The organism is Zoogloea sp. (genome assembly GCF_017302315.1).
Taxonomy (GTDB): domain Bacteria; phylum Pseudomonadota; class Gammaproteobacteria; order Burkholderiales; family Rhodocyclaceae; genus Zoogloea.
Genome location: NZ_JAFLDT010000011.1, coordinates 1 through 23,568 on the forward strand (window position 1 = coordinate 1; position 23,568 = coordinate 23,568).

Annotated in this window: 20 protein-coding genes; 11 read left to right on the forward strand and 9 right to left on the reverse strand. The window is 63.3% G+C overall.

Features of this window, described 5'->3' with window-relative positions; all coding sequences use genetic code 11:
- From fdx to J0L98_RS05805, 3 genes are all read left to right on the forward strand, one after another.
- The coding region (gene fdx / locus J0L98_RS05795) for an ISC system 2Fe-2S type ferredoxin (RefSeq protein WP_296410611.1) at positions 1 to 272 on the forward strand (272 nt) is incomplete at its 5' end.
- A complete protein-coding gene (gene iscX, locus J0L98_RS05800; protein WP_296410613.1) occupies positions 269 to 463 on the forward strand; it encodes a Fe-S cluster assembly protein IscX in 195 nt (64 codons plus the stop codon). The genes fdx and iscX, both read left to right, overlap by 4 nt.
- Positions 464 to 489: 26 nt before the next feature.
- The gene (locus J0L98_RS05805; protein ID WP_296410692.1) at positions 490 to 957 is read left to right on the forward strand and encodes a glutathione peroxidase; all 468 of its coding nucleotides are present in this window, start codon (positions 490 to 492) and stop codon (positions 955 to 957) included.
- A 10-nt stretch (positions 958 to 967) separates the two neighbouring features.
- Here the strand turns inward: J0L98_RS05805 and J0L98_RS05810 are convergent, their stop codons facing one another.
- The 6 genes from J0L98_RS05810 to dapC form a co-directional block, all read right to left on the reverse strand.
- Positions 968 to 1,417: a response regulator gene (locus tag J0L98_RS05810; protein ID WP_169145028.1), complete on the reverse strand. Its 450-nt coding sequence runs from the start codon at positions 1,415 to 1,417 to the stop codon at positions 968 to 970.
- Between the two features lie 138 nt (positions 1,418 to 1,555).
- On the reverse strand, positions 1,556 to 2,497 hold the full coding sequence (prmB, locus tag J0L98_RS05815) for a 50S ribosomal protein L3 N(5)-glutamine methyltransferase (protein ID WP_296410615.1): 942 nt from the start codon (positions 2,495 to 2,497) through the stop codon (positions 1,556 to 1,558).
- Positions 2,494 to 3,657 (reverse strand): succinyl-diaminopimelate desuccinylase, encoded by a 1,164-nt coding sequence (gene dapE / locus J0L98_RS05820; protein WP_296410616.1) that lies wholly within the window; start codon positions 3,655 to 3,657, stop codon positions 2,494 to 2,496. Before dapE ends, prmB begins: the two co-directional genes overlap by 4 nt.
- A 13-nt stretch (positions 3,658 to 3,670) precedes the next feature.
- On the reverse strand, positions 3,671 to 4,843 hold the full coding sequence (locus J0L98_RS05825) for a PilT/PilU family type 4a pilus ATPase (RefSeq protein WP_296410617.1): 1,173 nt from the start codon (positions 4,841 to 4,843) through the stop codon (positions 3,671 to 3,673).
- A 51-nt stretch (positions 4,844 to 4,894) separates the two neighbouring features.
- Positions 4,895 to 5,734, reverse strand: a complete 840-nt coding sequence (dapD, locus tag J0L98_RS05830; protein ID WP_296410618.1) for a 2,3,4,5-tetrahydropyridine-2,6-dicarboxylate N-succinyltransferase — start codon at positions 5,732 to 5,734, stop codon at positions 4,895 to 4,897.
- 8 nt (positions 5,735 to 5,742) lie between these two features.
- Positions 5,743 to 6,957: a succinyldiaminopimelate transaminase gene (gene dapC, locus J0L98_RS05835; protein WP_296410619.1), complete on the reverse strand. Its 1,215-nt coding sequence runs from the start codon at positions 6,955 to 6,957 to the stop codon at positions 5,743 to 5,745.
- 224 nt (positions 6,958 to 7,181) lie between these two features.
- On the opposite strand from dapC, the gene smc reads away from it, so the two are divergent.
- The 4 genes from smc to galU are packed head-to-tail and all read left to right on the forward strand — an operon-like array spanning position 7,182 to position 14,814.
- Positions 7,182 to 10,706, forward strand: coding sequence for a chromosome segregation protein SMC (gene smc / locus J0L98_RS05840; RefSeq protein ID WP_296410620.1), 3,525 nt, complete (start codon positions 7,182 to 7,184; stop codon positions 10,704 to 10,706).
- 41 nt (positions 10,707 to 10,747) lie between these two features.
- The gene (locus J0L98_RS05845) at positions 10,748 to 11,827 is read left to right on the forward strand and encodes a cell division protein ZipA C-terminal FtsZ-binding domain-containing protein (protein ID WP_296410621.1); all 1,080 of its coding nucleotides are present in this window, start codon (positions 10,748 to 10,750) and stop codon (positions 11,825 to 11,827) included.
- Between the two features lie 12 nt (positions 11,828 to 11,839).
- Positions 11,840 to 13,939: an NAD-dependent DNA ligase LigA gene (gene ligA, locus J0L98_RS05850; RefSeq protein WP_296410622.1), complete on the forward strand. Its 2,100-nt coding sequence runs from the start codon at positions 11,840 to 11,842 to the stop codon at positions 13,937 to 13,939.
- A 2-nt stretch (positions 13,940 to 13,941) separates the two neighbouring features.
- Positions 13,942 to 14,814, forward strand: coding sequence for a UTP--glucose-1-phosphate uridylyltransferase GalU (gene galU, locus J0L98_RS05855; protein WP_296410694.1), 873 nt, complete (start codon positions 13,942 to 13,944; stop codon positions 14,812 to 14,814).
- A 108-nt stretch (positions 14,815 to 14,922) separates the two neighbouring features.
- Here galU and typA read toward each other — a convergent pair whose 3' ends face one another.
- Positions 14,923 to 16,737: a translational GTPase TypA gene (gene typA / locus J0L98_RS05860; protein ID WP_296410623.1), complete on the reverse strand. Its 1,815-nt coding sequence runs from the start codon at positions 16,735 to 16,737 to the stop codon at positions 14,923 to 14,925.
- A 129-nt stretch (positions 16,738 to 16,866) separates the two neighbouring features.
- Here typA and J0L98_RS05865 point away from each other — a divergent pair, with 129 nt between their 5' ends.
- The gene (locus tag J0L98_RS05865; RefSeq protein WP_296410624.1) at positions 16,867 to 17,604 is read left to right on the forward strand and encodes an S-methyl-5'-thioinosine phosphorylase; all 738 of its coding nucleotides are present in this window, start codon (positions 16,867 to 16,869) and stop codon (positions 17,602 to 17,604) included.
- Positions 17,601 to 18,134, forward strand: a complete 534-nt coding sequence (gene def / locus J0L98_RS05870; RefSeq protein ID WP_296410625.1) for a peptide deformylase — start codon at positions 17,601 to 17,603, stop codon at positions 18,132 to 18,134. Before J0L98_RS05865 ends, def begins: the two co-directional genes overlap by 4 nt.
- Before the next feature lie 22 nt (positions 18,135 to 18,156).
- On the opposite strand, the gene J0L98_RS05875 is transcribed toward def, so the two are convergent.
- Together J0L98_RS05875 and map are read right to left on the reverse strand one after the other, a co-directional pair.
- A complete protein-coding gene (locus tag J0L98_RS05875) occupies positions 18,157 to 20,748 on the reverse strand; it encodes a [protein-PII] uridylyltransferase (RefSeq protein WP_296410628.1) in 2,592 nt (863 codons plus the stop codon).
- Positions 20,749 to 20,764: 16 nt separating this feature from the next.
- Positions 20,765 to 21,586, reverse strand: a complete 822-nt coding sequence (gene map / locus J0L98_RS05880) for a type I methionyl aminopeptidase (protein WP_296410630.1) — start codon at positions 21,584 to 21,586, stop codon at positions 20,765 to 20,767.
- A gap of 277 nt (positions 21,587 to 21,863) precedes the next feature.
- On the opposite strand from map, the gene rpsB reads away from it, so the two are divergent.
- Positions 21,864 to 22,616, forward strand: a complete 753-nt coding sequence (gene rpsB / locus J0L98_RS05885) for a 30S ribosomal protein S2 (RefSeq protein WP_296410631.1) — start codon at positions 21,864 to 21,866, stop codon at positions 22,614 to 22,616.
- Positions 22,617 to 22,658: 42 nt separating this feature from the next.
- The gene (tsf, locus tag J0L98_RS05890; protein WP_296410632.1) at positions 22,659 to 23,555 is read left to right on the forward strand and encodes a translation elongation factor Ts; all 897 of its coding nucleotides are present in this window, start codon (positions 22,659 to 22,661) and stop codon (positions 23,553 to 23,555) included.
- The last annotated feature ends 13 nt before the right edge of the window (positions 23,556 to 23,568 follow it).

Consider the following 23,568-nt stretch of genomic DNA (forward strand, 5'->3'; position numbering starts at 1 on the left):
AGTCGGTCTGTGACGCCCTGCTGCTCAACGACATCCTCATCGACCACGCCTGCGAGAAGTCCTGTGCGTGCACGACCTGCCACGTGGTCGTGCGCGATGGGTTCAACAGCCTGGAGCCCGCCGAGGAGCTCGAGGAGGATCTGCTCGACAAGGCCTGGGGCCTGGAGCCGACCTCCCGTCTGTCCTGTCAGGCCATCATCGGCGAGACGCCGCTGACGGTCGAGATTCCGAAATACTCCATCAACATGGTCAAGGAAGGTAAGCGGGGATGAAGTGGACTGAAGTTCAGGAGATCGCGATCCAACTGTCCGAGGCCCACCCGGATGTAGATCCCCTCAAGCTCAACTTTGTCGATCTGATGAAGTGGGTCATGGCCTTGCCTGAGTTCGACGACGACCCGAAGCACTGCGGTGAGCGCGTGCTGGAAGCCATTCAGCAGGCCTGGATCGAGGAAGTGGAGTGAATCTTGCCGTGCCGGACGAAGGCGTTCTGGGCTTTGAAGCCCGGGGCCTTTCCGGCGACCTGATCCGCTTTTCGGATTTCAGGGGGCGGGTCATCCTGATCGCCAATACGGCCAGCCACTGCGGGTTCACGCCCCAGTATGCGGGCCTGCAGGCGCTTCATGAGGCCTACTCCGGCCGGGGGCTGGTCGTGGTGGGTTTTCCGTGCAATCAGTTCGGTGCCCAGGAGCCCGCTGGTGCAGAGGAGATAGGCCGCTTCTGTCAGCGGAATTTCGGCGTCAGCTTCGTGATGGCCGACAAGGTGGACGTGAATGGGGATGGGGCGCATCCGCTGTTCAAATACCTGAAGGCCGCTTGCCCCGGTGTGCTGGGCAGTCAGGCCATCAAGTGGAATTTCACCAAGTTTCTGATCAATCGGGCGGGGTTGCCCGTGCATCGCTACGCTCCGACGACTTCACCCGCCGCCCTGGGTGAAGACATCGAAAGCCTGTTGTAGGACCTGCGGCTCAGCGCGAGCCCGGATCGGAGGGTTCATTGAGGGACAGCCAGTAGAGCCCCAATTGCCCCACCGCCTGCAGGAAACGCTCGAAATCCACCGGTTTGCGGATGTAACTGTTGGCGCCCAGTCGATAGGCCTCGAAGATGTCCTGGTGCTCCTTCGAGGTCGTCAGCACCACCACCGGCAACAGGGCTGTCCTTTCGTCGGCCCGGATACGCCGTAGCACCTCCAGTCCATCGATACGCGGCAGCTTCAGGTCAAGCAGCACAAAGGCCGGCATGATGAGGCTGTCCCGGTTCGAGTATTGCCCGCTGCAGAAAAGGTAGTCGAGCGCCTCGACACCGTCTCTGGCCACGACGACCTGGTTGGCGATCTTGTTTTTGCTGAATGCCCTGAGGGTCAGGGCTTCGTCGTCGGGGTTGTCCTCAACGAGGAGGATGGGGCGATCGGTCGCCATATAGACTCCTTGATCTTGCTTTTGTGTTTTTTTCGATTCGCATCGGATGAGGGGCTGAATTGTGATTCAGCCCCAAGCAAGATCATAAGTACGGCACGGCTGGAAAAGACTTGATCAAATTAGCAAATTTGGTGACTTTTACAACAATTGACCGGCAGTCAGCAAAAACACTTTGTCATCACCACTCGGGGCAGAGAGCCAGGTCGGTGCGAGTTGCGGGAACGCATCATCCATGATGGACCTGTTATGGCCCACCTCTACGGCCAGAATGCCCTCTGGCTTGAGGTAGCGGGAGGCATCGGCGAGCAGCTTGCGCACCAGGTCGAGTCCATCCTCCCCCGACCCCAGGGCTAGTCCGGGTTCATGCAGGTATTCCGGGGGCAGCGCCTCCATGGCCTCACGGGTCACGTAGGGCGGGTTGCTGAGGATGAAGTCGAAGGCCTGCTCCGGGACTGCCTTGAAGCCATCGGAGAGCACCAGGGTGATGCGATCTTCGAGCCCGTAGTCAGCGATGTTGGCGCGGGCCACATCGAGGGCGTCTTCGGAGATGTCCACGGCGACGATGTGGGCGTTGGGGAAGGCGTGGGCCATCAGGATGGCAAGGCAGCCTGAGCCCGTGCACATGTCCATCGCCAGGCTTACCGCCTCGGGGTCCTGGATCCAGGGGCTGAAGCCGTCCTGCAGCAATTCGGCGAAGTAGGAGCGGGGAATGATGACCCGCGGGTCCACCTGGAAGCGGAAGTCGCCCAGCCAGGCCTCGCCGGTGATGTAGGCGGCAGGCAGGCGGTCGACCGCGCGCTTCTCGATGACCTCGTAGATGGCCTCCCGCTCGTCGCTGGGGATGCAGGCGTCCAGGAAGGGGTCGAGCCGATCGAGGGGCAGGGCGAGGGTGTGGAGCACCAGGTACACCGCTTCGTCATAGGCGTCCTGCAGGCCGTGACCGTAGAAGCAGCCGGCCCGGTTGAAGCGGGTCACGGCGTAGCGGATCCAGTCGCGAACGGTGACGAGCTCGGCCAGGGGGCCATGCTCGTGCTCGTGGTGCTCGTCGTCGAAGGGGGTGTCGTGGTCGTCGTGGGTCATGCCGTTTCCGATCGGGTCAGCAGGTTTTCAAGGATGCGCCGGTAGATGTCCGACAGGGGGGCAACGGCGTCGACAGAGATGCACTCGTTGAGCTTGTGGATCGTTGCATTGACCGGCCCGAACTCGGCGACCTGCGGGCAGATCTCCGCGATGAAGCGGCCGTCCGAGGTGCCGCCGGTGGTGGACAGCTCAGGCGTCAGGCCCAGGGTGTCGCGCACGGCGTCCTCCATGGCGGCCACCAGCGCGCCACGGGGGGTCAGGAAGGGCTTGCCGCCGAGGGTCCAGGCCAGATCGTAGTCGAGGCCGTGGCTGTCCAGGATGGCATGGACCTTGGCCTTGAGCTCATCGGCGGTGTGCACGGTGGCGAAGCGGAAGTTGAACATCACCTCCAGGGTGCCGGGGATGACGTTGGTGGCACCGGTGCCGGCCTTGATGTTGGACATCTGCCAGGAGGTGGGCGGGAAGTACTCGTTGCCCTGGTCCCAGGCGATGGAGGCAAGCTCGGCCAGGGCTGGTGCTGCCAGATGGATCGGGTTGCGGGCCAGTTGCGGGTAGGCGATGTGCCCCTGCACGCCCTTGACGGTGAGCTTGCCGGACAGGCTGCCGCGCCGTCCGTTCTTGATCATGTCGCCGAGGGTGTCCACCGAGGTGGGTTCACCGACGATGCAGTAATCGAGGACTTCACCGCGCGCCTTGAGGGCTTCCACGACCAAGGTGGTGCCGTGGGTGGCGTCGCCCTCTTCGTCCGAGGTGAGCAGCAGGGCGATGGAGCCGGCGTGCTCCGGATTGGTGGCGACGAAGTCCTCGATGGCGGTGACGAAGGCGGCCAGGGACGATTTCATGTCGGCCGCGCCGCGGCCAAAAAGTTGGCCGTCCCGCTCGGTAGGCTCGAAGGGGTTGGACGTCCATGCGTCCAGCGGGCCGGTGGGCACCACATCCGTGTGACCGGCGAAGACCACGAGGGGGCGAGCCGTGCCACGGCGCGCCCAGAGGTTGCATACACCGCTGCTGTCGATGCGCTCGCAGAGGAAGCCGAGGGGGGCCAGGCGTGCGCTGATCAGTTCGAGGCAGCCAGCGTCTTCGGGCGTGACTGACGGGCGTGAGATCAGTTCACAGGCCAGGGCCAGGGTGGGGTTCCCTGATGTTTGGGGTGCAGTCATGATTTTATTGTGGTCAGTCGTCGTCGAGCTCGAGGGTGAATTCGCGGAAGGACGCGCCATCCGGCTCGGTCTGCTCGAAGTCGATGGTGGACGGGGATCGGCTGGATTTCTCGCTGTTGCCGTTGCCGAACTGGGCGTTGTTGATCAGCCAGGACAGGTTGGTCGGTGAGTCGGAGTTGGCCAGGGCTTCCTCGAGGGTGATGACCCTGTCCTTGAACAGGCGGAACAGATCCTGTTCGAAGGTGCGTGAGCCTTGGGCGAGGCTCTGCTCCATGGCTTCACGGATGGCAGAGATCTCACCGCGCTCAATCAGCTCGGCCACCTGGCGGGTGTTGAGCAGGATTTCCACGGCGGGGATCCGGCCACCGTCGGGCCGCTTGATCAGGCGCTGGGATGCGATGCACTTGAGCGTTGCCGCCAGGTCGAGGGACAGCAGGGCACGCCCGTCCAGCGGAAAAAAGCTGAAGATCCGGTTGAGGGCGTGATAGGCATTGTTGGCATGCAGGGTGGCCAGGCACAAGTGTCCGGTCTGGGCATAGGCGAGCGCTGCGCTCATGGTTTCCCGATCACGGATCTCGCCAATCAGGATGCAGTCGGGGGCCTGGCGCATGGCGCTGCGCAGGGCATTCTGCCAGTCAAGGGTGTCGGCGCCGATCTCACGCTGATTGACGATCGACATCTTGTGCTTGAACAGGTATTCGATCGGATCCTCGATGGTCAGGATGTGGCCCGAGCGGTTCTCGTTGCGATGATCCAGCATCGACGCAATGGTGGTGGACTTGCCCGAACCGGTGGCGCCAACCACCAGCACCAGACCGCGCTTCTCCATGATGACCTCGGAAAGCACGGATGGGAGGCCAAGGGTGTCGAGCCGGGGAATCTCGCCGAGGATGTAGCGCACCACGATGGCGATGCTGTTGCGCTGCCAGAAGATGTTCACCCGGAAGTTGCCCATGTCCCGCCGGCCAAAGGAGAGGTTCATCTCCTTGAATCGCTCGAAGCGCTCGGTTTGCTCCGGGTTCATCATTTCGTAGGCCATGCGATGGATCATCGTGGGATCCATGGCCTGCTGATTGATGGGCAGTGTGTTGCCGTCGATTTTGATGTGAATCGGGGTGCCGACGGTAATGAAGATGTCCGAGGCCTTCTTTTCGGCCATCAGCGCGAATAGCTTGTCGATGATCATCGGGCTGCCCGGAAGGGAAGGGGCCGCCGGGATGGCGGCCCGCTGGAGTCGTCAGTCGCGCAGGAGTTCGTTGATGCTGGTCTTGGCGCGAGTCTGGGCGTCCACCTTCTTGACGATCACGGCACAGTACAGGCTGTACTTGCCGTCGGCGGAGGGCAGGTTGCCGCTGACCACCACGGAGCCGGCGGGAATACGGCCGTAGTGGACTTCGCCGGTGGCGCGGTCGTAGATCTTGGTGCTCTGGCCGATATAGACGCCCATGGAGATGACGCAGTTGTCTTCCACGATCACGCCTTCGACCACTTCGGAGCGGGCGCCGATGAAGCAGTTGTCACCAATGATGGTCGGGTTGGCCTGCAGGGGCTCAAGTACGCCACCGATGCCGACGCCGCCGGAGAGGTGCACGTTCTTGCCGATCTGGGCGCAGGAGCCGACGGTAGCCCAGGTGTCCACCATGGTGCCTTCATCCACATAGGCGCCGATATTCACGTAGGAAGGCATGAGCACGACGCCCTTGCCGATGAAGCTGCCCTTGCGAGCCACGGCGTTGGGTACCACGCGGAAGCCGCCTGCGGCGAAATCGTGGGCGTCGTAGTTGTCGAACTTGGTCGGGACTTTGTCGTAGTAACGGGTATCGCCACCCTCCATGATCTTGTTGTCATGGGTGCGGAAGTAAAGCAGCACGGCCTTCTTGATCCACTGGTGGGTCACCCATTCGCCGTTGATCTTCTCGGCGACGCGCAGCTTGCCCTCGTCCAGTTCTTCGATCACGTGCTCGATGACCTCGATCTGCTCCTTGGTGGCACTGGCGGCCGACAGGTCGGTGCGGCGCTCCCACAGTTCCTCGATCAGGGTGGCAAAGGGGTTCTCGTGGTGGGGCGTGATGTGCATTTGAACGCTCATGGTTTATTCGAAAGTTGTTGGGCGAAGGAGACGATGCGGTGTGCTGCCTCGACACACTCTGCCAGATCGGCAACGAGGGCAATGCGCACGAAACCGGCTCCGGGATTGATCCCGTGGGCTTCCCGCGCGAGGTAGCTGCCGGGCAGAACTGTCACATTATATTCGGCCTGCAAGCGCCGGGCGAACTCGGTATCGGAAAGTCCGAGTCGGTCCACCCGGGCCCATAGATAGAAGCCCGCATCCGGAAGTTCCACGTCCAGGTGGGCCGCGATCATTGGCGTGATGAGGTCGAATTTCTCGCGGTACAGGCGCCGGTTCTCGGCCACGTGGGCTTCGTCGTTCCAGGCTGCCGCTGAGGCGGCCTGTACGGTGGGGCTCATGGCGCAGCCGTGGTAGGTGCGGTAGAGTAGTAATTTCTTGAGGATGCCCGCATCGCCGGCCACGAAGCCCGAGCGCATGCCGGGCACGTTGGAGCGCTTCGACAGGCTGGAGAACATCACCACGTTGCGGAAGTCGCTGCGGCCCAGGCGATGGGCGGCCTCAAGCCCGCCGATGGGCAGATGGGCGTCATCGAAGTAGATCTCGGAATAGCACTCGTCGGCGGCGATGACGAAACCGTAGCAGTCCGACAGGTCGAAGAGCTGCTTCCACTCCTCCAGGGACAGGACGCGGCCGGTGGGGTTACCGGGCGAGCAGACATAGACGAGTTGCACGCGCTGCCAGTCCGATTCCGGCACGCTGGCAAAATCGGAGGCAAAGCGGTCGTCCGGCAGGTTATTGACGAAGTAGGGCCGGGCGCCGGCCAGATAGGCTGCACCTTCGTAGATCTGATAGAACGGATTCGGGCAGATCACCAGAGCATCGGGCCGGGAGCAGTCGATCACGCACTGGGCAAAGGCGAAGAGGGCCTCCCGAGAGCCGTTGACCGGCAAGACCTGGGTTACCGGATTGACCCCCGGCAGGCGATAGCGCCGATCCAGCCAGCCAGCGATGGACTGGCGCAGGGCGTCGGAGCCCTGGGTGGTGGGGTAGCTGGCGAGGCCGCCCAGGTTGTCCACCAGGGCCTGGCGGATGAGCCCGGGCGTTGCATGTTGGGGCTCGCCAATGGAAAGGCGGATCGCCGACAGACCGGCGGGGGGAACAATACCCTCGAAGAGGGTGCGCAGCTTCTCGAAAGGATAGGGATGAAGATCCTGGAGGTGCGGATTCACGTTGGGAAGGTATCCTGTAATCGGCCCGAAACGGGCGGGGGTCATGGGGCCGGGCGGGCCCGGAGCGGGTGCCCGCTCGGCCGATCAGCCGGGCTGCGCGTGATCCCGACGGGCAAGTGGATGGCACCCGGTAGCCGCTTTTTTGGCTGATGTTATTATAGCGGCCGTCGTTAATGTGGCGGTGCAGCATCCGCTCGCCGAAGTCTTTCTGACCCCCTGAATACGTGCGCCTGGCCAAACTCAAGCTTGCCGGTTTCAAGACCTTCGTAGACCCGACCACCGTGCTCACGCCCGGCAATCTGGTGGGCGTCGTCGGTCCGAACGGTTGCGGCAAGTCGAACATCATCGATGCCGTGCGCTGGGTGCTGGGCGAGTCGCGGGCCTCGGCCCTGCGCGGGGGGTCGATGATGGACGTCATCTTCAACGGCTCGACGACGCGCAAACCGGTGTCCCGGGCCAGCGTCGAACTGGTGTTCGACAACGCCGAAGGCAGGGCCGCCGGCCAGTGGAAGCCCTATGCCGAGGTGGCGGTGAAGCGGGTGCTCGATCGTAGCGGCGAGTCCACTTACTACATCAACGGGGTGCAGGTCCGGCGCAAGGACGTGATCGACCTGTTCCTCGGGACGGGTCTTGGCCCGCGGGCCTACGCCATCATCGAGCAGGGCATGATCTCCCGCATCATCGAGGCCAAGCCTGAAGAAGTGCGAGGCTTCCTCGAAGAGGCGGCGGGGGTGACCAAGTACCGGGAGCGGCGCCGCGAGACCGAAGGGCGCCTGTCCGATGCCCGGGACAACCTGACCCGCCTTGAAGACATCCGTAACGAGCTTGGCCAGCAGATCGGCAAGCTCGAGACTCAGGCTGCGGTTGCCGAGAAGTATCGGCAGCTCAATGCCAGCCTGTCCGAGCGTCAGAACCTGTTGTGGCTGATGAAGCGTAACGAGGCGCGGGCAGAGCGCGCCCGCTTGTCGGATGAGTTGGCTGAAGCGACTCGGCGCATCGAGGCAGACTCTACCCACCTGCAGACCCTCGAGGGCCAGCTTGAGACGGCCCGCGATGCGCAGCTAGGGGCCAATGAAGGCGTGCAGCTCGCCCAGGAGGCGCTCTACACGGTGAGTGCCGAGCTGACCCGCCTGGAGGGTGAGCTTGCCCGCCTCCGCGATAGCCGCCGCATCCTGGAGAGCCGGCTGGCCCAGCTCGAGCGCGACGACGCCCAGTGGCGCAGTCAGCTTGATGCCCTGGTGGCCGACGGCGAGCGCTGGAGCGGGTTGCTTGAGCATGCAGGCATAAGGGTGGAGCAGGCGGAGGCCCGTCACGGCGAGGTTGGTGAGCGCTTGCCCGAGGCCGAAGAAGCCCTGCGCGCAGCCGATGCCACCGCCGCTGCCGTGCGTCGGGAACTGAACCACGCCGAGCAGCAGATCCGAGTGGAGGAGGCGCACCGGGTGAGCAGCGAGCGAACCCTTGAAGCCTTGTCCCAGCGTCGCGTGCGGCTGCAGCAGGAGCAGTCGGTCGTGCAGGCTCCGGATCTGCGCCAGGTGGCTGAGCGGGAGGCGATGCTGGAGGAGGTCGAGGACAGCCTGTCCCGCGCCCAGGCAGAGCTGGCCGAACGCAATGCCGAGGTGCCCGCTGCCCAGCAGGCGCTCAAGCACGCCGTCGAGGCTGAGCGCCAGGCCCAGCGCCGGGCCACGGAACTGCGGGCGCGCCGCGAGGCCCTGGTGCAACTGCAGGGCAAGGTGCAGGTGCAGGGGCAGCTGGGCGATTGGCTCAAGCGGCATCACCTGGATGGGCTCACGCCCCTGTGGCAGCGCATTCGTGTCGAAGCCGGTTGGGAGCTGGCCGTCGAGGCCGTTCTGCGGGAGCGGCTGGCTGCGCTGCCCGCGGTGGATGGGCAGGCCGCCCTGGCTGCGCTGGCCGACAAGGTGCCCGGAGCCGTGGCCTTTTTGCTCCCCGGGGTCGTCCCGGCGGCCGATGGAGGTGATGCGCCAGCGGGCACGCGTCCGCTGGGCGCCCTGGTGGAAGCCGATGCCGAACTTGCCGAGATCCTGAATGCCTGGCTGGGTCGGGTTTTCGTCGCCGACGATCTGTCCGTCTGGCTGGGGCGGCGTAGCGAACTGCCTGTCGGCACGATGCTGGTGTCGCGGGAGGGCCGGCTCCTTGATCGCCATGCCCTCAGCCACTATGCGCCGGATTCACGCACCCACGGGGTCATCGAACGTCAGCGGGAGATTGAGCACCTGAGCGCCGAAGTGACGGCCGCCCAGGATGAGGCCGCCATGGCCCACGGGACGGTGGCCGAGGCGGAAGCCCTGGCGAGCCGCCTGCAGGAGTCCATTGCCAGCCTGCGCCGCGATGCCCAGGCTCTCCAGGCCCGTGTGCATGCCGAGCAGGTCGAGGTGCTGAAGCTCAATCAGGCCCGGATGCGCTATGAGGAGCGCTGCGGCCAGATCGACCGCGACCTGGGTGAGATTGCCCATGGTGAGCAGGCCGAGCGGGACCGACTGATGCGTTCCGAAACCGAACTCGAGCGCAGCCGCGAGATGGCAGACTTGCAGCGCGGCCGTCTGGAAGCGGCGGAGGCGGTGCGTCGGGAGCGGGACAGCGCCCTGCGCGAAACCCGCGCCCTCGAGCAGGCCCTGGCGCGGGAGCTGCAGGAAGCCCGTCACTCCGAGCGGGAGTGCCGCAGCAAACTGGAGGATATCGAGCGTAACCGGGCGCTGGCCGCCGAGCAGCTTGCGCGCATCGCCGATGAGCTGGTGGAGCGCCGCGAGTCTCTCCTCGAGATTGACGAGGTGTCGGTGGCCGCCGCCCTGCAGGAGTCTGTCGGTCAGCGGACGGTGCGTGAGACTGCACTGGCGGCATGCCGCAACGTACTTGAAGAGGCCAACGCCAGCTTGAGGGCACTGGAAGAAGAACGCCTGCGTACCGAACATGCGGCCGCCCCCCAGCGGGAGCGGGTGGCTGATCTGCGCCTGCGGGTGCAGGCGGCCGAGATGGCAGAGGGCCAGCATGCGGCGCGGCTGGATGAGGCCAAGGCCGACGAAGCCGCACTTTCGCCGCTGCTCACCCCCGATCTGCGGGAGGGGGCGCTTCAGCGCGAGGTGGCTCGACTGGGACGGGAGATTGCCGATCTGGGTTCCGTCAATCTCGCCGCGCTGGATGAATTGAAGGTGGCATCAGAGCGCAAGTTCTACCTGGATGCCCAGAGCGATGACCTGCTTGGGGCCATTGAAACGCTGGAGGATGCGATCCGGAGGATCGACAGGGAAACCCGTGAGCAGCTTCAGGAGACGTACAATACGGTCAATCGCCATTTCGGCAGCTTGTTTCCCATGCTGTTCGGAGGAGGCGAAGCGCGCTTGGTCCTGACCGGTGACGAGATCCTTGATGCGGGAATCTCCATCGTGGCCCAGCCGCCGGGCAAGAAGAACAGCTCGATCCAGCTACTTTCGGGCGGCGAAAAGGCGCTGACAGCGATTGCTCTGGTATTTTCCATGTTCCAGCTCAATCCCGCGCCTTTCTGCATGCTGGATGAGGTCGACGCACCCCTTGACGATTCGAATACCGAGCGCTATTGCCGGATGGTCAAGCGCATGTCGTCGCAGACCCAGTTCGTGTTCATCAGCCACAGCAAGATCACCATGGAGATCGCGCAGCAGCTAGTGGGGGTCACGATGCAGGAGCAGGGGGTGTCGAGGGTGGTGGAAGTGGATATCGAGGAAGCGCTGCGTTTGGCCGAAGCCGGCGCAGTCTGACCGGGAAACAAGGGAAATCGATGGCAATCAGTGAGTTGCAGATGGGTCTGATCGGAGTCGGCGGTGTTGTGGTCGTCGGCATTTTTGCGTTCAACAAGTGGCAGGAGCGCAAGCAGCGCAAGGCGCTGGAGTCGCTTGTGCCGGCGAGTTCGCAAGAGCCCGTACTCAGTGAGTTGCCGACGGGCGTGGGCTCCAAGGAGCGAGTTGAGCCGGTGATGGGTGCCGATGCCTCCGTTCGTGTCCAGCCCAGTGCCAAGTCGGTGAAGGATGCAAGTGCCCGAAGGGTGCCTCCCCTGCTGCCGCCCGAAGTGGACGAGCGGGCTGACTGGGTGGTCCGCGTCGAGTCCATTGAACCCGTGGTGGCAGGCCGTCTCTGGCAAGCGGCCTCGGAGCAGCTCCAGGGCGTTCACAAGCCGGTACGATGGTTTGGTTTTTCCGATTCCGACAATCGCTGGGAGGTCGTTGGCCCCAACAGCGGAAGTGGTTATCACTGGGTGTGCGTGGCGCTGCAGTTGGTGGACCGTCGTGGTCCGGCCGTTGATGCGGATCTTTCCCGCGTTGCCGATGGATTGCAGCGCATGTGCGACATCTTTATGGCCATTCCCTCCCTGCCGGCCAAGGGTGAGGCCCTGGCTCAGGCCGCCGAGCTTGATCGCTTCTGTGCAGGCGTGGATATCCAGATCGGTGTCAACGTGGTGGCCCGGGATCAGGCTTTCGCCGGGACCAAGCTGCGTGGTCTGGCAGAAGCCGCCGGGCTTGAACTGCTGGAGGATGGTTGTTTCCATGCCCGAGACGAGCTGGGCATCAGCCAGTTCGTGTTGAGCAATCTTGAGCCCAGTCCATTCGTGGCCGAGGAAATGCGAGGCCTGAGTACCCAGGGCGTTACGCTGACTCTCGACGTTCCCCGGGTGGCTGAGGGGGTGCGGGTCTTTGAGCGCATGATGGCCGTTGCCCAGCAACTTGCTGAAGCCCTCAACGGAGCGGTGGTGGACGACAATCGTTCGCCCTTCGGTGACAAGGCCGTCGGCCTGATCCGGGCGCAGATCGAGCAGTTTCAGGGGCAGATGGCCGAGTACGGTATCGCCCCGGGCTCGGCCCTGGCGCGCCGCCTGTTCTCCTGATCTGCGTTGTCCATGACGTCAGGTCTGGAGGACCCAGCCGCACGGGCTGCAGCCCTGCGCGCGGAGCTGGAGCGCCATGAGTACGCGTACTACGTTCTTGATGCGCCAACGGTTCCCGATGCCGAGTATGACCGCCTGTTCCGGGATCTGCAGGATCTTGAAGCCGCTCATCCGGAGGTTCTGACCCCCGACTCGCCGACCTTGCGGGTGGGTGGGCGTCCTTCATCCGAGCTTGCGTCAGTGGCCCATGCCCTGCCGATGCTGTCCATCCACACCGAGACCGATACGACCGATCAAGGGGCTGTCAGCTTCGATGCCCGGGTACGGCGTGCGCTCGGCCTGGAGGTGTCGGCGCCGCCCGTCACCTATGCGGCGGAGCTCAAGTTTGATGGCTTGGCCATCAATCTGCGCTACGAGCACGGTGTGCTGGTTCAGGCGGCGACCCGGGGTGACGGTAGTACCGGCGAGGACGTAACGCCAAATGTGCGCACCGTGCACCGGATTCCCTTGCGTCTGCGCGGAGCCGCGCCGGCGGTACTGGAGGTGCGGGGCGAGATTTACATGCGTCGTGACGATTTCGAGCGTCTCAATGCCAGCCAGGCGGCAGCCGGGCAAAAGGTGTTCGTCAATCCACGCAATGCCGCGGCGGGTAGCCTGCGCCAACTCGATCCTGGCATCACTGCGAGGCGTCCCTTGTCCTTCTTTGCCTACGGGCTCGGGGAGGTGCAGGGGTGGGCCATGCCGGCGACGCATTCCGAGGTGCTGGATGCCCTCGCCGCATTTGGCCTGCCCGTGTGTGAGCACCGATGCCGCGCGGACGGTCCGGAGGGGCTGGCACGCTTCCATCAGGAGATGGCGGGCCTGCGGGAGTCGCTGCCGTTCGACATCGACGGGGTGGTGTACAAAGTGGACCGCCTTGATCTGCAGCAGACCCTCGGTTTCGTCTCGAGGGAGCCCCGCTGGGCGGTGGCCCACAAATACCCCGCCCAAGAGGTGGTGACCCGCCTGCTGGGTATCGATGTGCAGGTGGGGCGCACGGGCGCGATCACGCCGGTGGCCCGTCTGGAGCCGGTGTTTGTCGGTGGCGTCACGGTGACCAATGCGACGCTGCACAACCAGGGGGAGATCGATCGCAAGGATGTGCGGGTCGGTGACTGGGTGATCGTGCGCCGTGCGGGCGACGTGATCCCGGAGGTGGTCGGCCCGATTGCCGAGCGGCGGGAGGGCGAGTTGCCCCGCTATGATCTGCTCGAGGCCATCGGCCATGTGTGCCCCGAATGTGGTTCCCACGTGGTTCGGGGTGAGGATGAGGCGGTGGCCCGATGCACGGGCGGGCTGTTCTGTCCGGCTCAGTGCAAGCAGGCGCTGCTCCACTTTGCGAGCCGTCGGGCGGTGGATGTGGACGGGCTGGGTGACCAGATCGTCAACCAGCTGGTCAATGCCGGCATCGTGCGCACGCCGGCCGATCTTTACGATCCGACCCGGGTGAGCCAGGAGGTGCTGGCGGGGCTGGAGCGGATGGGTGAGAAATCGGCGGTCAACCTGCTTGCGGCCATCGACAAGAGCCGGGATACCTCGCTTGCGCGTTTCATCTTCGGCCTTGGCATCCGCAATGTGGGGGAGACGACCGCCAAGGATCTGGCGCGCCATTTCGGCAAGCTTGAGTTCTTCCTCGCGGCCAACGAGGTGGCATTGCTCGAAGTGCCGGATGTGGGGCCGGTGGTGGCCCATTGCATTCTCGATTTTCTGGCCGAAGCCCATAACCGGGAGGTGATCTCGGTGCTGCAGCGGGAGATGCGCTGGCCCGAGACGGAGCCGGCGGCCCGCCCATCGGTCGGTGCCCTGAATGGCAAGAAGGTGGTACTGACCGGAACCCTGCCGAGCCTGAGCAGGGATAAGGCCACTGCTTTGATCGAAGCTGCCGGCGGCAAGGTGGTGGGGTCGGTGTCGAAGAAGACGGATTACGTGGTGGCGGGTAGTGATGCGGGCAGCAAGCTTGAAAAGGCGCAACAACTCGGCGTCACCATTCTGGACGAGGACGGGCTGCGTTGCTTGTTGAAGCCGGCCGACGCGGGCGCGCCCGACGGCCAGGGAATGTTATTCGGAGAATGATGATGAAGAGGGTGACGAAAGCGGTCTTTCCTGTGGCGGGTCTGGGCAGCCGTTTCTTGCCGGCAACCAAGGCCAGCCCGAAGGAAATGATGCCCATTGTGGACAAGCCGCTGATCCAGTACGCGGTGGAGGAGGCCGTGGCGGCGGGCATGACTGATCTGGTGTTCATTACGGGCCGCTCGAAGCGGGCCATCGAGGACCATTTCGACAAGGCGTATGAACTGGAAACCGAACTGGAGATGCGTGGCAAGGCCGATCTCCTCAAGATCGTCCGGGATACTGTCCCGTCCCATGTGAATTGCATCTATATCCGTCAGGCCGAAGCGCTGGGCCTGGGGCACGCGGTGCTGTGCGCCGCCTCGGTGGTGGGGGATGAGCCCTTTGCCGTGCTGCTGGCCGATGATTTGCTGGATTCACTGGGCGGATCGCCGGTCATGCAGCAGATGGCCGAGGTCTACAACTATCATCGTTGTTCCGTGCTGGGCGTGATGAACGTGCCCCGGGAACAGACTCGCCAGTACGGTATTGTCAGCACCGAGCGTGATAGCGGTGAGGTGCAGCGGGTCAGCGGAATCGTAGAGAAACCCAAGCCTGAGGAGGCGCCGTCCACCCAGGCTGTGATTGGGCGCTACATTCTGACCGGACGTATCTTCGATCATCTGCGACAGCTCGAGCCCGGGGCCGGTGGCGAGCTTCAGCTCACCGACGCCATTGCTTCGCTGCTCAAGGAGGAGGCTGTGCTGGCCTACCAGTTCCGCGGTGTGCGCTATGACTGTGGTTCAAAGCTGGGCTATCTGCAGGCAACGGTCGAGCTCGGCTTGAAGCACCCGGAGGTTGGTGAGGAATTTGGGGCCTTCCTGGCCTCACGTGTGTGAGTCCGGGGGGCTTGAACCCCGCTTAAGGAGCAGGCAACAAAAAGCGCGGCCCTCGAGCCGCGCTTTTTGTTGCCCGGGCCGGGTTGCCCCGGCCTGATAGGCGCTTTTTTATGCCTCTTCGCGGGCTGCACGCTTGCGGTCGTGTTCCTTGAGGAAGCGCTTGCGCAGGCGGATGCTCTTGGGGGTGATCTCAACAATTTCGTCATCGGCAATGAATTCGATGGCGGATTCGAGGGTCAGCTGGATCGGGTTGATCAGGCGAACGGCTTCGTCAGTGCCCGAGGCCCGCACGTTGGTGAGCTGCTTGCCCTTGATCGGGTTCACCACCAGATCGTTGTCGCGGGTGTGGATGCCGATGATCATGCCTTCGTACAGGGCGTCGCCCGGGCTCACGAACATGCGGCCGCGATCCTGCAGGTTCCACAGTGCATAGGCGACGGCTTCGCCGTCGTTCTGGGAGATCAGCACGCCGTTGCGGCGTTCGGCCAGGGTGCCGCCCATCGGACCGTAGTCGTCGAACACGTGGCTGGCCAGACCGGTACCGCGGGTCATGGTCAGGAATTCTCCCTGGAAGCCGATCAGGCCGCGGGCCGGAATGCGGTATTCGAGCCGCACGCGGCCCTTGCCGTCCGGCGCCATGTCCTGCAGTTCGCCGCGGCGGCGGCCGAGTTCTTCCATCACGCCGCCCTGGTGCTCTTCTTCCACGTCGACGGTGAGCATTTCGTAGGGCTCGCACTTGACGCCGTCGATGTCCTTGAACACCACGCGGGGGCGGCCCACAGCCATTTCGTAGCCTTCCCGACGCATGTTCTCCAGCAGGATGGTCAGGTGCAGTTCGCCGCGACCGGAGACTTCGAAGGTGTCCGAGTCGTTGGTGAAGTTGACGCGCAGGGCGACGTTCTTCAGCAGTTCCTTCTCGAGACGCTCACGGATCTGGCGGCTGGTGACGAACTTGCCTTCACGGCCGGCCAGCGGGGAGGAGTTGACCATGAAGTTCATGGTCAGGGTGGGTTCATCCACGGCGATCGGGGTCATGCCTTCAAGGCATTCCGGATCGCACAGGGTCACACCGATGTTGACCTGCTGGATGCCTGCCACCAGCACGATGTCGCCTGCTTCGGCGGATTCGGCCGGGGAGCGCTCCAGGCCCTTGAAGGTGAGGATCTGGGAGACCTTGCCCTTGCCTCGGTTCTCGTCACCGTACATGACGACGATTTCCTGATTGGGCTTGATGCGGCCACGCTTGATGCGGCCGATGCCGATCTGCCCCATGTAGGTGGAGTAGTCGAGGGAGCAGACCTGCATCTGCAGCGGGCCGTCGGCGTCCACTTCGGGGGCGGGGACGTGCTTGAGGATGGCCTCGAACAGGGGGCGCATGTCGGTACGCTCGTCTTCCAGATTCTCCATCGCGAAGCCGTTGAGGCCGGAGGCGTAGATGATGGGGAAGTCGAGCTGCTCGTCGGTGGCGCCGAGCTTGTCGAACAGATCGAAGGTATGGTTGATGACCCAGTCGGGGCGGGCGCCCGGCCGGTCGATCTTGTTGATCACGACGATGGGCTTGAGACCGAGGCCCAGGGCCTTGCGGGTCACGAAGCGGGTCTGGGGCATGGGGCCTTCGACGGAGTCCACCAGCAGCAGCACGCTGTCGACCATGGACAGTACGCGCTCCACTTCGCCGCCGAAGTCGGCATGGCCCGGGGTGTCGACGATGTTGATGTGGGTGTCGCCGTACTGGATCGCGCAGTTCTTCGACAGGATCGTGATGCCTCGTTCCTTTTCGATGTCGTTGCTGTCCATCACCCGTTCACTGACCTGCTGGTTTTCACGGAAAGTGCCGGACTGGCGCAGGAGTTGGTCGACGAGGGTGGTCTTGCCGTGGTCGACGTGGGCGATGATGGCAATGTTTCGAATGGCGCGGGACATGGGGTCGGATACCGGAAGTACTTGTAAACCCGAGATTTTAGCACGTCTTTGCGCATTGCAGCATGGGTGGGGTGCCTTGCCCGCCGTGCTAAGATTCGCGCCCGACACCAAATTGAGGAGTAGCCGGACATGCTGGCAATCATCGGCGGCAGTGGCCTGACGCAGCTTGCATCCCTGGACTTGATCCGGCGGGAGGTGGTTCGCACCCCTTTTGGCGAACCGTCCGGTGCGCTCACCTTCGGCCGTTTGTGCTCGCGGCCGGTCGTATTTCTTGCCCGGCACGGCTATGGGCACACGATTCCGCCCCACCGGGTGAATTACCAGGCAAATCTGTGGGCCCTGCACCAAGCCAAGGTGGACGCGATCATCTCGGTGGCGTCTGTCGGCGGCATTCGCGCCGACCTGTGTCCGGGCGCCCTCGTGGTACCCCATCAGATCATCGACTACACCTGGGGTCGCAAGAGCACTTTCCATGAGGGCTCCGAGGCGCCCGTGGTCCATGTGGACTTCACCGACCCTTACGAGCAGGCCCTGCGCCAGAGAATTCTGCGCGCGGCGGCGGCGGCGGGCGAAGCTGTTGCTGATGGTGCGGTGTATGCCGCCACCCAGGGGCCGCGGCTGGAGACGGCGGCGGAGATCAACCGTCTCGAGCGGGATGGCTGTGACGTGGTGGGGATGACTGGAATGCCGGAGGCCGTTCTGGCTCGGGAGCTTGGAATTCCCTATGCGGCAATCAACGTGGTTGCCAACTATGCGGCCGGGCGCGCGGCGAGTGCGTCCGGTATCTGTTTTGACAGCATCGACACGGTGCTCAGGGAGGCGATGGGGCGGGTGCGCAGGGTGCTCGACCACATCTGCGAAGCATGATCCGCGACGTGTTGCGGATGGGTGATCCGCGGCTCCTGCGTCGGGCTGCGCCCGTTGAGCGCTTTGCCACACCCGAGCTCCTTGCCCTGATTCAGGATATGCGGGACACGATGGCCCATCTCAATGGCGCCGGGCTCGCGGCGCCGCAGATTGGTGTGGATCTCCGGCTGGTGATATTTGGTGGTGGTCCGAGCCCGCGTTATCCGGATGCCTCGAGCGTGCCCGATACCGTGCTGATCAATCCCGTTCTGACGCCGCTTTCGGAGGATGAGGAGGGGGGCTGGGAGGGGTGTCTTTCGGTGCCCGGGCTGCGTGGCTGGGTTCCGCGCTGGACGGAGCTGCACTATGCGGGTTTCGATGAGCAGGGGCGGCCCTTGGATCGTCGGGCAACGGGCTTCCATGCCCGCGTGGTGCAGCACGAATGTGATCACCTGGATGGGGTGCTCTATCCCATGCGGGTGCGGGACTTTTCCCGCTTCGGCTATACAGATGTCCTTTTTCCGAACGGGATGATGACGGCCGACGATTGACCGACGGCCGCGGACTTCTGGTTCAGACAGCCAGTTTTTCGAGCAGATCAGATTCGATCTTGAGTACCTGGACGTCCTGGGACAAGCCCGGTCCGCTGATCAGGAACGTGTCTTCAACCCGTTCGCCCAGGGTGGCAATCTTGGCGGTGTGCAGGTTGATGCCATAGGCGGCCAGGGTTTCAGCAACACCGAACAGCAGGCCAGGCCGGTCAGCTGCGGTTACCGACATGATGTGATGCTGACCCCTTTCGTCGGGACGGATGCTGATCTCGGGGGTAATCGGAAAGTGTTTTACCTCCCTCGACAGGCGTCCGCTGGCGGGCCGATCGACCGGGGCATGGGTCGCCAGGCGCTCGGTGAGGTCGTGTTCGAGAAGCGTGATCAGATCCCGGTAATGTACTTCCTGGCCCGGGTCTAGCAGCACGAAGCTGTCCAGCGCGTAGCCATGTCGGGTGGTGTGAATCTTGGCGTCGGCAATCGAGAAGCCGAGCCGGCTGAAGAAGCCGCACAGACGCATGAAGAGGTCGCGCTGATCCTTCATATAGACCATCACCTGCAGGCCCTCGCCCACATGGCTGAGGCGTGCCTTGACGACGGGCTCGTCGGTGACGACCCGGTAATACAGCATGCGGGCGTGCCAGGCGATTTCCTCCGGATCGTGGCGCAGGAAATACACGGTGTCGAGCTGGTCCCACAGGCTGTCCTCGGTGCCCGGGCGCAGGCCGTAGTAGCGCAGCAGGTTGCGTGCGTCGTCCTGGCGGATCGGTGTCCCCAGTGCCTGCTGGGGTGTCGCGCCTCGGAGGAGGCGCTGGGCCGCAAAGAACAGGTCTTCCAGGAGCTTTCCCTTCCAGCCGTTCCAGACCTTCGGGCTGGTGCCACGGATATCGGCGTGGGTGAGGATGTAGAGGGCGTTGAGGCGGCGCTCGTCCCCGGCGAGATTGGCGAAGCGGCGGATCACTTCCAGGTCAGACATGTCCTGCTTCTGGGCGACGTTGGACATGGATAGATGATGCTGGACCAGCCATTCAACCAACAGGGTGTCGTTTTCCTCAAGGCCGTGGGATTCACAGAAATCCCGGGCATCCTTCATTCCCAGCTTTGAATGGTCGCCGCCCCGACCCTTGGCGATGTCGTGAAACAGGGCCGCGATGTAGATCAGCCAGGGCTTCTCGAAGCTTGTGGTCAGGCGGGTCAGCAGGGGGTACTCGTGGGCATGCTCCGCCACCATGAAGCGTCGTACGTTGCGCAGCACTTGGAGGATGTGCTGATCCACAGTGTAAACGTGAAAGAGGTCGTGCTGCATCTGGCCGACGATGCGGCGCCAGGCCGGCAGGTAGAAACTCAGGATGCCGTACTGGTTCATGCGCCGCATCTCATGCACGACGCCGCGTTTTTGCTGCAGAAGGCGCAGAAACAGCGCTCTATTTGCCGGGTTCTGCCTGAATTCGGCGTTGATCAGCTTGCGGCCGCGCCACAGGGCGCGGAGCGTGCGGGCTGTCATCCCCTTGAGTTCGGAGCGCTGTTCAAGCAGCAGGAAGCACTCGAGCAGGGCGCTGGGGTGGCGGTCGAATACGCCTTCATCCCGAACGTCGAGCAGCTCACGCACGCACTGGAAACGGTCATTGATGTTGATGGCCGCGGGATAGCGATTGGGGAAGAACTCGACGCCGAAGTTGAGTAGCAGGATGGTATTGAGCTGGGTGACCTTCTTGGCTGTCCGGTAGTACTCCTGCATGAACACTTCGGAGGCCCGGCGGGCTTCCGTCGCCTCGAATCCGAAGCAGCGGGCGAGTTTCTCCTGGTGATCGAAAAGCAGGCGATCTTCCCGACGTCCCGTGAGATGGTGCAGGCGGATGCGTGCGTGCTGCAGAAAGCGCTCCAGCTCGCGCAGCTCGGTGGCCTCGTCGTCCGTCACCAATCCATGCCGCGCAAGGTCACGCCAGTGGGTGCCCATGCCGGCGGCGCGGCTGATCCAGCCGATCATCTGCAGATCCCGCAGGCCTCCGGGGCTTTCCTTGCAGTTTGGCTCCAGGGAGTAGGGCGTCTCGTTGTGGCGGGTGTAGCGCTGTTCCTGTTCCAGGCGTTTTGCCTTGAAAAACTGTCCTGCGTTGATAACGCCGCGCAGACGGGTCTCGAAACGCTCGAACAGTTCCGGGTTGCCCAGGACTCGGCGGGCTTCCAGCAGATTGGTCATCACCGTCACGTCGAGGGTGGCCTCCTCAAGGCAGCCCTCAATGGTGCGCACGCTGTGGCCGATCTCGAGGCCGATATCCCAGATCAGACCGATCATTCCCGTCAGGCGTTCTTCGAGGTTGGCGTCAGGCTCGTCTTCAAGCAGGAAGAGCAGGTCCACGTCAGAACAGGGAAAGAGTTCTTCGCGTCCGTAGCCGCCTACGGCCACCAGCGTGGCCGAGGCAGGGAGTCCGAAATCCGCCCAAAGGTCCGCGAGCACGCCATCCACTAGCTGGGAGCGTCCGCGCAGGATGGGGTCCGTCAGGGGACGGGTCTCGTAGGCTGCGCGCAGGCTGCTTCCGCCACTCTTGAGGCGTGCCTTGTAGCGACCGATGATGTCCCGTGCGGTGTCGGGAGGAATGATGGATGAGGAGTCGGACATCTTCGGGGGTGGTTTCTCAGGGCAGAATGTTGGCGACGATATCCGGGCGCGCCGGGGAATTCGCGGAGAGGGTCAGCACCTCGACGCCGGATTCCGTGACGAGAATCATGTGCTCCCACTGGGCGGACAGGCTGCGATCACGCGTGACGATGGTCCATCCGTCGGGAAGCTCCGAGATGGCCGCCTTTCCGGCATTGATCATCGGCTCGATGGTGAAGATCATGCCCGGCTTGAGTTCGATGCCGGTGTCCCGCTTGCCATAGTGCAGAACCTGGGGGTCTTCGTGAAAGTTCGCTCCGATGCCATGGCCGCAGAACTCGCGAACAACGGAGAAGCCACTGGCTTCTGCATGTCGCTGGATGGCGTGGCCAATGTCGCCAAGATGGGCGCCAGGGCGAACCTGGGCAATTCCCAGCCATAGGCACTCGTAGGTGACCTGGCATAGACGTCTGGCCAGGATGCTGCAGTTGTTTTCGCCGCCAACGAGAAACATCCGGCTGGTGTCGCCGTGGTAGCCATCCTTGATCACCGTGATGTCCAGGTTGACGATGTCGCCTTTCTTGAGGGCCTTGTCACCAGGTACGCCATGGCAGACTTGATGGTTGATGGAGGTGCAGATCGACTTGGGGTAGGGCTTGTAGCCCGGGGGGCAGTAATTGAGCGGGGCGGGGATGCAGCCCTGGACCTCGACCATGTAGTCATGGCAGAGCCGGTCCAGTTCGCCTGTTGTTACGCCTGGCTTGACGAAAGGAGTGATGTAGTCGAGTACTTCGGAGCCCAGGCGGCCCGCGATGCGCATCTTTTCAATTTCCTGTGGTGTTTTTATGGTGACGCTCATGGGCTTCATCTGTCGGGGTACGGACACGCTAGGCTAGCTCATGCGGCGCGCGCGGGCAATCCGGCAAGAGAGTCGCCGCGCCTGGCCGGTCTTGAGGGATGTAATGGGTTGCTGCTACAATCGGAGGCTTGTCTGGTACGTGCCAGGCAAAATTCACACGTCCGGCCCATTGAGGTCCGGTGGGTCTTCCGCAAGGATGGCTCGCGGCAAGGCGTGGTTCCGCATGGGCGGGCCAGGCAGGCTGGGCGGCGGTCAAACCTCTGTATTGGAGTACAAAATGTCTGTCACCATGCGTCAAATGCTCGAAGCGGGCGTCCACTTTGGTCACCAAACCCGTTTCTGGAACCCGAAGATGGCTCCCTTCATTTTCGGTCAGCGCAACAAGATTCACATCGTCAACCTCGAAAAGACCCTCGTCAAGTACAACGAGGCCATGGATTTCGTGCGCAAGCTGGCTGCCAACCGTGGCACCGTGCTGATGGTCGGCACGAAGCGTCAGGCTCGCGAAATCGTTGCCGAGGAAGCCCGTCGCGCCGGCATGCCCTACGTCGATGAGCGCTGGCTGGGCGGCATGCTCACCAACTTCAAGACCGTCAAAGTTTCCATCAAGCGCCTGAAGGAAATGGAAGCCATGGTGGAAGACGGCTCCATTGAGCGTCTGTCCAAGAAAGAAGCCCTGATGGCGTCCCGCGAGCTCGAGAAGCTGCAAAAGAGCCTCGGCGGCATCAAGGATCTGGGCGGTCTGCCGGATGCCCTGTTCGTGATCGACGTGGGTTACCACAAGATTGCCATCACCGAAGCCAACAAGCTGGGCATCCCGGTTGTTGCTGTCGTTGATACCAACCACACCCCCGAAGGTGTTGATTTCGTGATCCCGGGTAACGACGATTCGTCCCGTGCGATCCGCCTGTACGCCCGCGGCGTGGCTGATGCCGTGCTGGAAGGCAAGAACCAGGTCATCCAGGAGATCGTTGCGGCCGGTTCCGACGAGTTCGTGGAAGTGGAAGACAGCGCCGAAGAGCAGGTCTGAGTCTTACTGAATCCGATTAAACAGACATATTTAGGAGCAAGCATGGCGGAAATTACCGCAGGCATGGTCAAGGAGCTGCGCGAGAAGACCGACGCACCCATGATGGAATGCAAGAAGGCCCTGTCCGAAGCCGCTGGCGACATGGCCAAGGCCGAAGAGATTCTGCGCATCAAGCTGGGCAACAAGGCCTCCAAGGCCGCCGCCCGTGTAACTGCGGAAGGCATCGTGGGGGTGTACATCTCCGCTGACGCCAAGCTCGGCGCGATGGTTGAAGTGAACTGCGAGACCGATTTCGTGGCCAAGAACGACGACTTCCTGGCCCTGGTCAAGAATGTTGCCGAGCTGGTGGCAACCCAGAACCCGGCGGATGTCGAGGCCCTTTCCGCCCTGGATCTGAACGGCCAGAGCGTTGAAGAAGTCCGCAAGGCCCTGATCGGCAAGATCGGCGAAAACATGACCATCCGCCGCTTTGTGCGCGTGGAAGCCAAGGGCGCCGTGGCCAGTTACATCCATGGTGGTTCCAAGATCGGTGTGCTGATCGATCTGGTGGGGGGTGATGAAGCCCTGGCCAAGGATCTGGCCATGCACATCGCTGCGTCCAAGCCCAAGTCCCTGGATGCCTCCGGCGTTCCGGCCGAGCTGCTGGATGTCGAGCGTCGTGTCGCCATCGAGAAGGCCCGCGAGGCCGGCAAACCGGAAGCCATGCTCGAGAAGATCGCTGAAGGTACCGTGCAGAAGTTCCTCAAGGACGTGACCCTGCTGGATCAAGTCTTCGTCAAGGCTGAAGATGGCAAGCAGACCATCAGCCAGCTACTGAAGGCCAAGGGTGCTTCCGTTGCTGGTTTCACCCTCTACATCGTCGGTGAAGGCATCGAGAAGAAGGTGACCGACTTCGCCGCCGAAGTGGCTGCCCAGGCCGCCGCTGCGGCCCAGAAGTAAGAGGTCCGCAAGC

What these genes read in the sequence shown, in the direction of transcription:
- iscX (WP_296410613.1), top strand. Translation starts at nt 269, where the DNA reads ATGAAGTGGACTGAAGTTCAGGAGATCGCGATCCAACTGTCCGAGGCC.
- J0L98_RS05810 (WP_169145028.1), bottom strand. Translation starts at nt 1,417, where the DNA reads ATGGCGACCGATCGCCCCATCCTCCTCGTTGAGGACAACCCCGACGAC.
- prmB (WP_296410615.1), bottom strand. Translation starts at nt 2,497, where the DNA reads ATGACCCACGACGACCACGACACCCCCTTCGACGACGAGCACCACGAG.
- dapE (WP_296410616.1), bottom strand. Translation starts at nt 3,657, where the DNA reads ATGACTGCACCCCAAACATCAGGGAACCCCACCCTGGCCCTGGCCTGT.
- J0L98_RS05825 (WP_296410617.1), bottom strand. Translation starts at nt 4,843, where the DNA reads ATGATCATCGACAAGCTATTCGCGCTGATGGCCGAAAAGAAGGCCTCG.
- dapD (WP_296410618.1), bottom strand. Translation starts at nt 5,734, where the DNA reads ATGCACATCACGCCCCACCACGAGAACCCCTTTGCCACCCTGATCGAG.
- J0L98_RS05845 (WP_296410621.1), top strand. Translation starts at nt 10,748, where the DNA reads ATGGGTCTGATCGGAGTCGGCGGTGTTGTGGTCGTCGGCATTTTTGCG.
- ligA (WP_296410622.1), top strand. Translation starts at nt 11,840, where the DNA reads ATGACGTCAGGTCTGGAGGACCCAGCCGCACGGGCTGCAGCCCTGCGC.
- galU (WP_296410694.1), top strand. Translation starts at nt 13,942, where the DNA reads ATGAAGAGGGTGACGAAAGCGGTCTTTCCTGTGGCGGGTCTGGGCAGC.
- typA (WP_296410623.1), bottom strand. Translation starts at nt 16,737, where the DNA reads ATGTCCCGCGCCATTCGAAACATTGCCATCATCGCCCACGTCGACCAC.
- J0L98_RS05865 (WP_296410624.1), top strand. Translation starts at nt 16,867, where the DNA reads ATGCTGGCAATCATCGGCGGCAGTGGCCTGACGCAGCTTGCATCCCTG.
- def (WP_296410625.1), top strand. Translation starts at nt 17,601, where the DNA reads ATGATCCGCGACGTGTTGCGGATGGGTGATCCGCGGCTCCTGCGTCGG.
- J0L98_RS05875 (WP_296410628.1), bottom strand. Translation starts at nt 20,748, where the DNA reads ATGTCCGACTCCTCATCCATCATTCCTCCCGACACCGCACGGGACATC.
- map (WP_296410630.1), bottom strand. Translation starts at nt 21,586, where the DNA reads ATGAGCGTCACCATAAAAACACCACAGGAAATTGAAAAGATGCGCATC.
- rpsB (WP_296410631.1), top strand. Translation starts at nt 21,864, where the DNA reads ATGTCTGTCACCATGCGTCAAATGCTCGAAGCGGGCGTCCACTTTGGT.
- tsf (WP_296410632.1), top strand. Translation starts at nt 22,659, where the DNA reads ATGGCGGAAATTACCGCAGGCATGGTCAAGGAGCTGCGCGAGAAGACC.